Source organism: Glaciihabitans sp. dw_435 (assembly GCF_018449675.1).
Lineage (GTDB): Bacteria > Actinomycetota > Actinomycetes > Actinomycetales > Microbacteriaceae > Glaciihabitans.
This window is the reverse complement of record NZ_JAAVUZ010000008.1, coordinates 61,494-74,001: the sequence shown is the minus strand read 5'-3', so window position 1 is coordinate 74,001 and position 12,508 is coordinate 61,494. Positions and strand designations below refer to the sequence as shown.

Below are 12,508 nucleotides of genomic sequence, written 5' to 3'. Positions count from 1 at the left end.
ATCCGGGTCGGCTGCGACGACCGTCTACCTGCCGTCAACCCGCGGGATGCCCGCTTCCCGCAACAGCGCCTCAAGCCGATGGGGATTGCGCACATCGTGGTCGAGGATCCTCACCACCCCTGCCACTTGGCGTCGCACCCGGTCCTCCCGCTTTTTCTCCCGCCACGCGACCTCTCCCGGATCGCCCCCGGTGAACTCATTCCGCGTGAACTTGACCTTGCCGTCGAACTCGCCCCCGACGTTCACACCCCGCCAGTAGTAGTCGAGGATGATCTTGCCCTCCGCATCGCGAAAGACGACCTGTAGTTCCGGAATCTGGAATCCCAGCCCGTGCATCGCCGCCCGACTGGCAGACTCCCCAAACGAATCGGAAAGGTGAGTCGCGAAGGCCACCACTGATTCGAGCGCGCGACGTCCGGCGTGCACGCTCACGCGGGCGCACTCTTCCAGAAGGTCGGCCCGATCGACGGCGTGAGGATTGTTACGCCAGAGCGCCCAGTCAACCGAACCGATTGCGTCCACCAGTGATTTGCGGCGCGCGACGTCCAGGGCAGTCCGCGGAAGGGATGTCGCAGCCACGCCGCCGATAGTCACACTCGCGGCGGTGGCGTGGCCGGAGGTGACCCGGCGAACGCCCGGTTCGGATCGGCCGCCTCCTCGCCATTGGTCCAGCACCGTGACATCCCGAGGCCACGCTCCAGCTATCGGCATCCCCCACAGCGCCGCCGCAGACGGCCCGGCGACCAGCACCGGCCGCTCGGCCGACGCGATGACGGCGTGAATACGCATGATGTGCTGCTCCCGCGATGTGGAAGCCGCCCACCGCTCGCGCGGCACGTAGACCCCACGCCTCAGGCGTACCAGGCGCCCGCGTTCGACATCCCGCCGGAGGGAGCGTGGGTCGTCGATAAGTCGCGTGAGGTTCCTCGCGTAGATAAGTCCGTGATCGACTGCATCGTCCATAGGACCAGAGTGGGCGAACGGATGCCTCGCGAGCTGGCACATTCGACGGCTGTGGAGAGATCCCACCTGTGAACGGCGGGACGACCCGGCTACCGGAGACAATGCGCCCGCGACTTGCGGATGCGCGGGCAGCGAGGAAGCGGGCCACGAGCCGCCGGCACGCCGCTACAGCGCCTGGACTACGCCTGCAGGCGCCGCCCAGCAGGGCGGCGGGAGAAAAAAGCAAGCGGCGGGAGCTATAGCTCCCGCCGCTTGTCAGCTTTTCCCGCCAAAACCTGCGCGTTCTCCCGCCAAACGGAAAAGACGAGCAGCGCTGCTGGTTAGCGGCGGTAGTTCGGTGCCTCGACGACCATCTGAATGTCGTGCGGGTGGGATTCCTTCAGTCCGGCAGCCGTGATGCGCACGAACTTGCCCTTCTGCTTGAGCTCCGCGATGGTGCGCGCGCCGGTGTAGAACATCGACTGGCGCAGTCCTCCGAGCAGCTGGTAGGCGACCGACGCGAGCGGGCCGCGGTAGGGAACCTGTCCCTCGATGCCCTCGGCGATCAGTGCCTCATCGCTGGGGACGTCGGCCTGGAAGTAGCGGTCACGCGAGTACGAGGTCTTCTGTCCACGGGTCTGGAGTGCGCCGAGCGAACCCATTCCGCGGTAGGCCTTGAACTGCTTGCCGTTGAGGAACACGAGGTCCCCGGGGCTCTCGTCGCAGCCAGCGAGCAGGGAGCCCAGCATCACGGTGTCCGCGCCGGCAACGAGTGCCTTCGCGATGTCACCGGAGTACTGCAGGCCACCATCGGCGATCACGGGGATGCCGTGCTCGCGCGCGGCGAGGGATGCCTCGTAGACCGCGGTCACCTGCGGAACGCCGACTCCGGCAACAACGCGGGTGGTGCAGATCGATCCGGGTCCGACGCCGACCTTGACGGCGTCGACTCCTGCGTCGATGAGCGCCTGCGCGCCGGAGCGCGTCGCGACGTTGCCACCGATGATGTCGATGTGGTCGAAGCTGGGGTCGGCCTTCAGACGCTTGATGATGTCGATCACGCCGGCGGAGTCACCGTTGGCGGTGTCGACAACGAGTACGTCGACGCCGGCCTCGTTGAGGGCAACGGCGCGGTCCCACGCGTCTCCGAAGAATCCGAGCGCGGCGCCCACACGCAGGCGACCCTCGCTGTCCTTGGTTGCGTTGGGGTACTTCTCGCTCTTGTCGAAGTCCTTGACGGTGATGAGGCCGCGGAGAATCCCGTTCTCGTCCACCAGGGGGAGCTTCTCGATCTTGTGCTGCGCGAAGATCGCGATCGCCGCGTCGGGGCTGACGCCGACGGGGGCAGTGATCAGCCCGTCCGTCGTCATGACGTCGCGCACGAGCAGCGTGTTCTTCTCAAAGTCGGAGACGAAGCGCATGTCACGGTTCGTGATGATGCCGACCAGCGTGCCATCCGCTTCAATGACGGGCAGGCCGGAAACGCGGAACTGTCCGCACAGGGCGTCCACCTCTGCAACGGTCGCGTCGGGGGTGGTGGTCACGGGGTTGGTGATCATGCCCGACTCCGAGCGCTTGACCTTGTCGACCTGTGCGGCCTGATCTTCGATCGAAAGATTGCGGTGAAGGATGCCAATACCGCCGTTACGGGCCATGGCGATTGCCATTCGTGCCTCGGTAACCGTGTCCATCGCGGCGGACAGCAACGGGGAGGCGACGGTAATCCGTCGGGTCAACCGTGACGAGGTATCAGCCTCGCTGGGAATGACATCGGTGTGTCCCGGAAGCAGCATGACGTCGTCATACGTGAGTCCGATGAAGCCAAACGGGTCAGGCTGTTCCATAACTTCCCTTAGATAAATACGTCGAGATCGAGCCCGGATGCAGCGTCGAATCCCGGTAGTACATATTAACCAATTCGACGCCCACCTATTCCGCCCCGCATAATAGCGAGACCATTTGGTGTCTTTCCTGAAACAAAAGGGCAACAAACGGTTAGTAGCGTGATCACCGACGACCAGGCAACTCACCCGCCGTGACTCGTCCAGGCATGGAGGTTTGCCATAGTGAAGGCACTCAGGTACAAACCACGACGGGCGACAGCGCTTCTCGCGCTGTTCGGATTCGTTTTAGGCGCTCTCGTAATCGGGGGCGCGTCAGCAGCGTCCGCGACCCCGGGAACTCTCTCGGCAGCGGCGGTGAGCCCCGCCGACGCACCACAGAGCATCGACATCTGGATCCGCCAACAGGCAGATCGCAGCAACGTTGCTGGAATTGGTGCGACAGTCACCGGCCCCGGCGGCTTCTCCCAGACCGTGACGACCGGGGACGACGGGCACGCGCTCGTCGGGATCGCCAACCCCGGCAGCTACACCGTCGAGGTGGACGTCGCAACGATCCCCGCAGCACAGGGTGCCCTCAAGGGCGTCAACCCACGTGTTGTAGCGGTGAGCGCCGACAACAAGGCAGTGCCTGCCTACTTCATCCTCAGCAACGTCGCCGCGACGCCGACCCCGGGTGATACCAACTCCCCCGGCCAGTCGAGCAACAGCGACGGCGGGCCCACCCTCGCGGAGATCATCCTTCCCCGCGTCGCCACCGGCCTCATCTTCGGTCTGCTGCTGGCGCTCGCCGCCATCGGCGTCTCGCTGATCTACGGCACCACCGGCCTCAACAACTTCGCCCACGGCGAGCTTGTGACCTTCGGTGGACTCGTTGGCTACATGGTCTCCGGCGTCGCACACCTCCCGGGCTGGGTCGGCATCATCGCCGCACTGCTTGCCGGTGGCGCCTTCGGCTACGTGCAGGATCTCGGCCTCTGGAAACCGCTGCGCAAGCGCGGCGTCGCCCTGATCCCGCTCATGATCGTGAGCATCGGCCTCTCGCTGGCCCTGCGCTACCTGTACCAGTTCATCTTCGGACCGGGCCTGCTGGTCACCCCGAACGACAGCAGCGCGTTCCTGAAGCTGGGTCCGGTGAGTTTGCGATCGACGGATGTCTCGAGCCCGATCATCTGCATCCTCGTACTGCTCCTCGTGGCCTTCCTTCTCGTCCGCACGCGCATCGGAAAGGCAACGCGCGCCGTTGCCGACAACCGCTCGCTCGCCGCGGCATCGGGAATCAACGTCGAACAGGTCATCCGCATCGTCTGGGTCGCCGGTGGTGCACTCGCCGGGCTTGCCGGTGCGCTGATCGGGTACTACCAGCCGGTCAACTGGGAGACGGGCGCCAGCATCCTGCTGCTCATCTTCGCCGCGGTGACACTCGGTGGTCTCGGCACGACGTTCGGTGCCCTCATCGGATCGCTCGTCATTGGTCTGCTCGTTGACCTGTCGACGATTTTCATCCCGTCGAACATGAAGTTCGTCGCGGCCCTCCTTGTCATGATCATCATCCTGATCTTCAGACCACAGGGCATCCTCGGTCGCAAGAGCAGAATCGGTTAGGGCGGTTTAGATTATGGACTTCAACTTCATCACCCTGGCCCTCAGCCAGATTCTCGAGCCGCAGACCATCGGATACGCGCTCGCAGCGCTCGGCCTCGCCGTGCACTTCGGGTTCACCGGTCTTCTGAACTTCGGCCAGGCCGGCTTCATGGCCGTCGGTGGCTACTCGTTCGCCATCACCACCACGCAGTTTGGGTGGCCCCTCTGGGCGGCCCTTGCCGCCTGTGTGGTCGGGTCGATCATCTTCGCGCTGATCCTCGGTATCCCGACGCTGCGACTGCGTGCTGACTACCTCAGCATCGTGACCATCGCGGCCGCAGAAATCGTGAGATACACGGTCAAGACCCCGGACATCAGCCCCATCACCGGTGGTTCTGACGGCATCAACGGGTCATCCGACACCTTCAACGCGCTCAACCCGCTGCCCGACATCCAGTACCACCTCGGCATCGGTACCTATAACAAGGAACAGCTGTGGATCCGGATCGTCGGATGGGTCGTGGTTATCGTTGCCGCGCTGGTCATCCGCCAGCTGATGCGCAGCCCCTGGGGTCGCATCGTCAAGGGCATCCGTGAAGACGAGGACGCCGTGCGCTCGCTCGGCAAGAACGTCACCTGGTACAAGATGCAGTCGCTCATCCTTGGTGGTGTGCTCGGTGGTCTTGCCACCGTCATCGTCATCATCCCGACGTCGCTGCAGCCGGATAACTACGGCACCCAGACCACGTTCTTCCTCTATACGATCATCCTGCTCGGTGGCGCCACAACGGTGCTCGGTCCAATCGTCGGTTCGATCATCTTCTGGGTGGTGCTGTCACTCTCCGATGGCATTCTGTCGCTCCTCGTCAGCAACCACCTGATACCGATCACCTCGATCCAGCAGGGTCCGATCCGATTCATCATCGTCGGCATCGCCCTGATGCTCCTGGTGATCTTCCGTCCGCAGGGCATATTCGGCAACAAGAGGGAGGCGCATTTCAGTGCCTGAGTCATCCACACAGGTCGAGCAGCTGCAGGTCGGCGAGCCCGGCCCCGGTGTTCCCAAGAAAGACCCGATCCTTATCGTCGACAGCGTCACCCGCACCTTCGGTGGCATGACGGCGGTGGATGTCGCGCACGTCGAGATTCCCCGTGGAAAGATCACGGCTCTCATCGGCCCCAACGGTGCCGGCAAGACCACGTTCTTCAACCTCCTCACCGGATTCGACAAGCCGGACACGGGCACGTGGTCCCTTGACGGCGACAGCCTCTCCGGAGTCCCCGCCTACAAGGTCGCGCGCCGCGGCATGGTGCGCACGTTCCAGCTGACGAAGGCCCTCAGCCTTCTCACCGTCATGGAGAACATGCGGCTGGGAGCCACCCGCCAGGGCGGAGAGCGCTTCCTTCCGGCGCTGATCACCGGTCTCTGGCGCAAGCGCGAGACCGAGATCACCGACCAGGCGCTCGAGCTCCTCGCGCGGTTCAAACTCGACACCAAGAAGGATGACTACGCGGCAAGCCTCTCCGGCGGCCAGCGCAAGCTTCTGGAAATGGCGCGGGCCCTCATGAGCAAGCCGCGCCTGGTGATGCTGGATGAACCGATGGCCGGCGTCAACCCGGCCCTCACGCAGTCGCTCCTCGGGCACGTGCTGAACCTCAAGAACGACGGAACCACGGTTCTGTTCGTCGAGCACGACATGCACATGGTGCAGACCATCGCCGACTGGGTCATCGTGATGGCCGAAGGCAAGATCGTTGCCGAGGGCTACCCCGCCACGGTGATGGCTGACCCCGCCGTGATCGACGCGTACCTCGGCGCCCACCACGACACCGACCTCGGCTCGCTCACCGGCCAGCTCGAGGTTGCCGAAGACATCGGCTCGCCCCTCACGGGCGACATCATCGAAGAAATCGCGGAGGAGACCCCCGATGCCAAGTAGCGAAATCGTCCTCGAGACCAAGGACCTGGTCGCGGGATACCTGCCCGGCGTCAACATCCTCAACGGGTGCAACGTCTACGTCGCCAAGGGCGAACTTGTCGGCATCATTGGTCCGAACGGCGCGGGAAAGTCCACGCTGCTCAAGGCGATCTTCGGCCAGGTGAACATTCGCGAAGGCTCCGTCATCCTCGGTGGGGAAGAGATCACCGGCCTCAAGGCCGACAAGCTCGTCTCCAAGGGTGTCGGCATGGTGCCGCAAAACAACAACGTGTTCCCCAGCCTCACCATCGAGGAAAACCTGCAGATGGGCGCGTACCAGAAGCCGAAGAAGTTCAAGGAGCGCGTCGATTTCGTGACGTCCCTCTTCCCGGAGCTCGGCAAGCGCCTCAAGCAGCGTGCGGGTTCGCTCTCCGGTGGCGAGCGCCAGATGGTCGCCATGTCGCGCGCGCTCATGATGGACCCGTCCGTGCTGCTGCTGGATGAGCCGAGCGCCGGCCTGTCCCCCGTGCGTCAGGACGAGACCTTCATCAACGTGGCGCAGATCAACCGCGCCGGAGTCTCGGTGATGATCGTCGAGCAGAACGCCCGCCGCGCATTGCAGATTTGTGACCGCGGGTACGTGCTCGACCAGGGCCGTGACGCCTACAGCGGCACCGGCCGCACGCTGATGAACGACCCGAAGGTTATCGAGCTGTACCTCGGTACGCTCGCGACCGACCACACGGCGACGCACAGCACGCCCACCCAGGGCGGCTAAGCGCCGCGGCGCCCTGCGGGGCACCACGACACCAGGGGGTTCGGCTTCGGCCGGACCCCCTTTTCGTTGTGCCACCGCGGCAGGGGCGCGTATACGGCCGCGCGCGCATCGGGCAGTATCGAAGTCATGACTGCGCCCATCACCTTCCGCGATGCCACCGCGGGCGACCTGCCCGTTCTCGAGAGCCAGCTGCTCGCCACGATGAACTGGCGCGGCACCGACACGTACACGCTCGACCAGATCCGCGGCATGCCCGAGATCTGGCACTATCTCGATGGCTGGATGCGCCCCGGCGACTTCGGCACCATCGCCGTCGAGGGCGAGCGCGCAATCGGAGCGGTGTGGGCTCGTCAGCTCCCCGCGTCAGACCCGGGCTTCGGCTACATCAGCGACGATGTGCCAGAGCTCGGCCTGGCAGTCGACGACGGACACCAGGGAGCAGGTGTCGGCCGCACGCTGCTGCAGCGGTCGATAGCGGATGCCGCGAGCCGGGGACTCCGGGCGGTCAGCCTCAGCGTGGAGGACGGCAACACCCGCGCCCGCCGGCTCTACGAGTCGGTCGGGTTCATCGTGGTCGGGAGGGTTGGCGGCTCAGACGCGATGATGCTGCGGCTCGAGGCATCCTGATTCCTCACTACGCCGACGAACAAAAAAGACCCCGGTTCTCACGAGGAGAACCGGGGTCTTTCTAGTAACGGGGATTAGCCGTTGGAGAGGTCACCGAACTCGGCGGACTCGTACTCGGTCTTGTTACCAGCGAGGTACTTGTAGATCGAGATGTAGGCCTGCGACGGGTCGCCATTGTCATCGAACGTGATCGGACCGGAGAGTCCGTCGTAGTTGATGTCAGCCTTGGGGTCGTCCGTGAGGAGCTTGGCGCAGTCAGCGAAGCTCTCGCACTTCGTGCCGCCCTCGGAAACAGCCTTCAGGTTTGCCTTGATGGTCGCGCCGTCCGTCGCGCCGCCGGCGAGGGCAGCGAGAGCAACAAGCGTGGTGGCGTCGTACGACTCAGGTGCGTAGCTGAAGACAGAGAGCGCGGGGTTACCCTGCTCCTTGACGAGAGCCTGCAGCTTGGTCTGGAAGTCGGCCGAAGCGTTGACACCGGGGTTGGTGAACTGAGCGCCGGCGATGTCGACGTCCGTGTACGCGTCGGTGATGACGCCGTAGTTTCCGTCAGTTCCGTAGAACTTCTTGAAGTCGAAGCCGTTCTTCTTGAGCTCAGGCGCGATGGCCTTCAGCTGGTCGAAGGAGATGACTACGAGGGCGTCGGGCTTCGAGGAGAGAACCGAGGTGACCTCCGAGGCGAAGCTGGTGGCAGCCGGGTCGAACGCGACGTTCTCGCCGACGGTAGCGCCGCCGTCTTCCAGTGCCTTCTTGACGTTGTCGTCGAGGCCCTGTCCGTAGGAGTCGTTCTGGTACAAGATCGACACGTTGAGCGCGCCATCCTTGAGAACCTTCTGGCCGAGAACGCGTCCCTGGAGAACGTCCGAGGGGGCGGTGCGCCAGTAGAAGCCGTTGTCCTTGTAGGACGTGAAGTCGGGCGAGGTGTTGGCCGGGGAGATCTGCACAACGCCGGCCTTGGTGACCTGGTCGATGAAGGTCAGCGAAACGCTGGACGATGCAGCACCGATGATGGCGCTGACGCCCTCGCTCAGGAGCTTGGTCGCCGACTGCGTCGCGATGTTGGTCTTCGTGTCACCGGAGTCCGTGTGAGTTACGCCAACGGTGATGCCGGCCTTGGCAGCGTTGATGTCCTGGATGGCGAGGTCTACACCCGCGAACTCGGGCGGGCCGAGGACTGCGAGGGAACCGGTCTGCGGCAGGATCGTGCCGAGCTTCAGCGTGAGGTCCTTCGAGGCGTCGCCGCTCGACGAGTCGCTCGGGGTGGATGCGCAGCCGCTGAGGATCAGTGCGCCGGCGCCGACGAGGGCGAGGGCACTGATTGCCGATTTGACTGACCGTGCGCCAATGGCGGACTTGGTCCGGGAGAATGCACCCATGTTGCTCCTTGGAATGTGAAAGGGAAGGCACGCAGATTTGCTGTGTGCGTGCTGCCAACTTAGGCGGCCCAGACAACCGGCACAATACATCGGTGTTACGGGCGTGTAACGCGACGCAATCGTTACATTCTGTGATCTAGCTGCAAAAGTCCTGCGGATATCGTTGCGGATCCGATCTCAGGCAACGGGATTGAGCGTCAACCGGCGCGATGCACGAGATGACACGAACATGTCGACCGTGAGCACGATAAGGGCCACCCAGATGAGCGCGAAGCCCGCCCAGCGCGCAGGCGGCATGTCTTCTTTCAGCAGGAATACGCCGATGAGGAACTGCAGGATCGGTGCGAGGTACTGCGTGAGCCCGAGGTAGGTCAGCGGAAGTCGGCCGGCGGCCGCGGCAAAAAACAGTAGTGGCACAGCAGTCACGACACCGGTGCTCAGCAGCGCAAGGGTGTGGCCGGCGCTGATGGTGCCGATCGTCAGGCCGGTGGTCACCGACACGGCGATGAGAGCGGCGGCGGCGATGGGAGCAAGCCACATAGTTTCGATGGTCAGGCCGCTGATCGCGTCGACACGGCCGCCCACGGTCTTCTTGATCAGCCCGTAGGTACCGAAGGAGAACGCGAGGATCAGCGCCACCCACGGGAATGCGCCGTAGTTCAGCGCCAGCACCAGGACCGCGACGGCACTGATGACGATCGAGGTCCACTGCAGCACCCGCAGGCGCTCCCGCAGCACGAAGACGCCCAGCAGCACCGTCACGATCGGATTGGTGAAGTACCCGAGCGCCGCCTCGACCACCTGCCCGTTCAGTGTCGCGAAGATATAGGTCGACCAGTTGATGAGGATCAGGATGCCCGCGAGCCCGAGCGTCAGCAGGGTGCGGCGGTCGCGGAGGATGGCGATGAATCGCCCCCATCCCCGGGTGACGGTGAGCAGCAGCGCACAGAACACGAGGGAGAACAGGATGCGCCAGGCCACGATCTCGGCCGCTCCGGCGGGCGCGAGCAGGAGGAAGAATGCGGGCAGGAGGCCCCAGAGTCCGTAGGCGCCGACCGCGTACGCGATCCCCGCGCCGGTGCGGCTTTCGCGGGAGCGGGCGGGCACGGTGGGGGTCTCGGGAGCTGACACGAACGCCAGCCTAGCGGCGGTGTTTAACGGAGAAAGGCCCCGTGGCAGAACCACGAGGCCTTTCGGCAGAAAGTCGTCGATGAGGACGACTTTGGCTGCGGGGGTGTTAGCGAACGACTACCGCGAGGACGTCGCGAGCCGAGAGAACGAGAAGGTCCTCTCCGCCGTACTTGACCTCGGTTCCGCCGTACTTGGAGTAAATGACCTTGTCGCCCACGACGATGTCGAGGGGGATGCGGTTACCGTTGTCGTCGATGCGGCCGGGGCCTACAGCTACAACCTCGCCCTCCTGGGGCTTTTCCTTCGCGGTGTCAGGAATGACAAGTCCGGAAGCAGTGGTCGTTTCTGCCTCGACCTGCTTGATGACGATGCGATCCTCGAGCGGCTTGATGGAGACCGACACGGTTGACCTCTACTTTCTTAAAGAACTGGTTGGCACACTCCCTATGAGAGTGCCAGAGCAACTATACGCCGGACGTTGGCACTCATTCAATCCGAGTGCCAATTGTCGAGGCATCCGTGCCTCCTGAACCGCCCATAGTGCGGGAGGATTGGCGGATGCACACGGCAGAACTTCTCCAGCTTCTTTCCCCGGAGGGACTGCGGCTACTCGATTCGCTCCCTACCTATGAGGCGGGCGATGACCCCGTGCGCGCGGTCGCCGACCTGCGCAAGGCCGGACACTCGCCCGAACTCGTCGCCGCGGTTCTCAGCCAGTCACGGCTGCGGGCGAAGGCGGTCGGCAAGTTCGGGCCGTTCGCCTCGCGCATGCTCTTCACCGAGGCTGGCCTCGAGCAGGCGACACGGCTCCCCGTCGCCGCGCAGCACGCAGGCCGTTTTCAGCGGGCGGGACTGACGCACATCGCCGACCTCGGGTGCGGCATCGGTGCCGACGCCCTGGCCATCGCCGCGCTGGACATCGCCGTGACCGCCGTCGAGCGCGACGAAGTCACGGCAGCAATCGCCTCCTACAACCTTGCCCCCTGGGAGAGCGCACGCGTCGAGCACGCCGACGTCACCGAGTTTGACCTCGCCGGCATCGACGGTGTCTACCTCGATCCGGCCCGCCGCAACGCGTCACGCCGGCTGAGCAACCCCGCCGACTGGTCGCCGTCGCTCGACTTCGCGTTTGGCATCGGGGCGACGCTTCCGACGGGCGTCAAGCTGGGCCCTGGCATCGATCGCGACCTGATTCCCGCCGGCGCGGAGGCGCAGTGGGTGTCCGTCGATCACGACGTCGTCGAACTTGGGCTGTGGTTCGGTGAGCTCGCCCGGCCGGGCATCACCCGCGCGGCTCTCGTCATCGGCGATCACGGCTCGGCGGAGCTCACCTCCGACGGCGACAGCGAGGATGCCGAGGTCGACGAACTCGGCGAGTTCCTGTACGAGCCGGACGGATCCGTGATCCGCGCACGGTTGATCGGCGATCTCGCCCGCAGCCTCGGCGCCCGGATGCTGAGCGACTCGATTGCGTACCTGACGGCGGATGACGCGGTGTTGACGCCATTCGCGAGCTGCTTCCGCGTCGTGGAGACCTTTGCCTTCGATGAGAAGAAGCTCAGGAAAGAACTGAGCGCGCGGTCCATCGGCACGCTCGAAATCAAAAAACGGGGTGTGGACGTGGATCCCGCCCTGCTGCGCAAGAAGCTCGCGCTCAAGGGCGCTAACGCCGCGACCCTCGTTCTCACGAGGGTCGCGGGTCGTCACGTCGCACTGCTGTGCGAGCGCGTGCGGTTCTAGGCGCCGGGGTTAGTTGTAGGTGCTGTCCGTGCCGCTGATTACAAAGAGCAGGATCCAGCCGATGATCGACAGGATGGCGGCGGCGACTCCGACGTATCCCATGATGATGCCCGCAAGCCAAAACCCCCGGGCCGTCTGCGGTTCGCGCTTCTTGCCCAGGTAGCCGAGCACCAGCGCCGCCACCGGGAACAGGAGTCCCGGGATTCCGCCGAGGGGGAAGAAGACGACCCAGAGGCCGATGGTGGAGATGATGCCGGCGACCATCGACAGGATGCTGAGGATCGGCGCCCGAGCGGCAGTGGGGTAGCCGTATGGCGGTGGCGCGATGGGTGCACCGGGGGGCCCGTATGCCGACGGTGCCGTGTAGGCGGGCGGCGGCGCGAGCGGCGGCGTCACGGGAGGACCGTCGACCGGTGGTTCAACCGGTGGGACCGCGGGAGGAACAACGGGCGGAACGGGAATCTCTGGCGTGCCCTCGGCGGGCCCTCCCCCATTTTCGGTGCCGTCGGTGTTGCCCGGGTTTTCTTGGCTCATCAGATACCCCTCCTACGATTTGCTCTCTCACCCTGTGAG

Annotated in this window: 12 protein-coding genes; 6 read left to right on the top strand and 6 right to left on the bottom strand. The window is 64.7% G+C overall.

What is annotated here, in order from left to right; all coding sequences use genetic code 11:
- Positions 1–24: 24 nt before the first annotated feature.
- Both HB677_RS11890 and guaB read right to left on the bottom strand, forming a co-directional pair.
- Positions 25–963, bottom strand: coding sequence for a hypothetical protein (locus HB677_RS11890; protein WP_213815923.1), 939 nt, complete (start codon positions 961–963; stop codon positions 25–27).
- A 320-nt stretch (positions 964–1,283) separates the two neighbouring features.
- The gene (gene guaB, locus HB677_RS11885) at positions 1,284–2,786 is read right to left on the bottom strand and encodes an IMP dehydrogenase (RefSeq protein ID WP_213815922.1); all 1,503 of its coding nucleotides are present in this window, start codon (positions 2,784–2,786) and stop codon (positions 1,284–1,286) included.
- A 222-nt stretch (positions 2,787–3,008) separates the two neighbouring features.
- Between guaB and HB677_RS11880 the strand changes: the two genes are divergently transcribed.
- The 5 genes from HB677_RS11880 to HB677_RS11860 all read left to right on the top strand — a co-directional run bounded on the left by HB677_RS11880 (position 3,009) and on the right by HB677_RS11860 (position 7,691).
- Positions 3,009–4,388, top strand: a complete 1,380-nt coding sequence (locus tag HB677_RS11880) for a branched-chain amino acid ABC transporter permease (RefSeq protein ID WP_307852583.1) — start codon at positions 3,009–3,011, stop codon at positions 4,386–4,388.
- A 13-nt stretch (positions 4,389–4,401) separates the two neighbouring features.
- Entirely contained in the window at positions 4,402–5,376 is a 975-nt protein-coding gene (locus HB677_RS11875; RefSeq protein ID WP_213815921.1) for a branched-chain amino acid ABC transporter permease, read from the top strand.
- Positions 5,363–6,307 carry an ABC transporter ATP-binding protein gene (locus HB677_RS11870; RefSeq protein ID WP_374193819.1) on the top strand — a complete coding sequence of 315 codons (945 nt, stop codon included), beginning with the start codon at positions 5,363–5,365 and terminating at the stop codon, positions 6,305–6,307. Before HB677_RS11875 ends, HB677_RS11870 begins: the two co-directional genes overlap by 14 nt.
- On the top strand, positions 6,297–7,064 hold the full coding sequence (locus HB677_RS11865) for an ABC transporter ATP-binding protein (RefSeq protein WP_213815920.1): 768 nt from the start codon (positions 6,297–6,299) through the stop codon (positions 7,062–7,064). The genes HB677_RS11870 and HB677_RS11865 overlap by 11 nt, the downstream gene beginning before the upstream one ends.
- Before the next feature lie 126 nt (positions 7,065–7,190).
- Positions 7,191–7,691 carry a GNAT family N-acetyltransferase gene (locus tag HB677_RS11860; RefSeq protein WP_218624663.1) on the top strand — a complete coding sequence of 167 codons (501 nt, stop codon included), beginning with the start codon at positions 7,191–7,193 and terminating at the stop codon, positions 7,689–7,691.
- Between the two features lie 74 nt (positions 7,692–7,765).
- Here HB677_RS11860 and HB677_RS11855 read toward each other — a convergent pair whose 3' ends face one another.
- From HB677_RS11855 to groES, 3 genes are all read right to left on the bottom strand, one after another.
- Positions 7,766–9,064, bottom strand: coding sequence for an ABC transporter substrate-binding protein (locus HB677_RS11855; RefSeq protein WP_213815919.1), 1,299 nt, complete (start codon positions 9,062–9,064; stop codon positions 7,766–7,768).
- 177 nt (positions 9,065–9,241) lie between these two features.
- Entirely contained in the window at positions 9,242–10,195 is a 954-nt protein-coding gene (gene rarD / locus HB677_RS11850) for an EamA family transporter RarD (RefSeq protein WP_374193818.1), read from the bottom strand.
- A gap of 106 nt (positions 10,196–10,301) precedes the next feature.
- Positions 10,302–10,598, bottom strand: a complete 297-nt coding sequence (gene groES / locus HB677_RS11845) for a co-chaperone GroES (RefSeq protein ID WP_130981894.1) — start codon at positions 10,596–10,598, stop codon at positions 10,302–10,304.
- Positions 10,599–10,753: 155 nt separating this feature from the next.
- Between groES and HB677_RS11840 the strand changes: the two genes are divergently transcribed.
- Positions 10,754–11,935, top strand: coding sequence for a class I SAM-dependent methyltransferase (locus HB677_RS11840; protein WP_213815918.1), 1,182 nt, complete (start codon positions 10,754–10,756; stop codon positions 11,933–11,935).
- Between the two features lie 9 nt (positions 11,936–11,944).
- Here HB677_RS11840 and HB677_RS11835 read toward each other — a convergent pair whose 3' ends face one another.
- Positions 11,945–12,469, bottom strand: a complete 525-nt coding sequence (locus tag HB677_RS11835) for a DUF4190 domain-containing protein (protein ID WP_213815917.1) — start codon at positions 12,467–12,469, stop codon at positions 11,945–11,947.
- Between the last annotated feature and the right edge of the window lie 39 nt (positions 12,470–12,508).

Coding starts and splice junctions, on each gene's coding strand:
- HB677_RS11840 (WP_213815918.1), top strand. CDS start 10,754: ATGCACACGGCAGAACTTCTCCAGCTTCTTTCCCCGGAGGGACTGCGG.
- HB677_RS11890 (WP_213815923.1), bottom strand. CDS start 963: ATGGACGATGCAGTCGATCACGGACTTATCTACGCGAGGAACCTCACG.
- HB677_RS11875 (WP_213815921.1), top strand. CDS start 4,402: ATGGACTTCAACTTCATCACCCTGGCCCTCAGCCAGATTCTCGAGCCG.
- HB677_RS11860 (WP_218624663.1), top strand. CDS start 7,191: ATGACTGCGCCCATCACCTTCCGCGATGCCACCGCGGGCGACCTGCCC.
- HB677_RS11835 (WP_213815917.1), bottom strand. CDS start 12,469: ATGAGCCAAGAAAACCCGGGCAACACCGACGGCACCGAAAATGGGGGA.
- HB677_RS11855 (WP_213815919.1), bottom strand. CDS start 9,064: ATGGGTGCATTCTCCCGGACCAAGTCCGCCATTGGCGCACGGTCAGTC.
- guaB (WP_213815922.1), bottom strand. CDS start 2,786: ATGGAACAGCCTGACCCGTTTGGCTTCATCGGACTCACGTATGACGAC.
- HB677_RS11865 (WP_213815920.1), top strand. CDS start 6,297: ATGCCAAGTAGCGAAATCGTCCTCGAGACCAAGGACCTGGTCGCGGGA.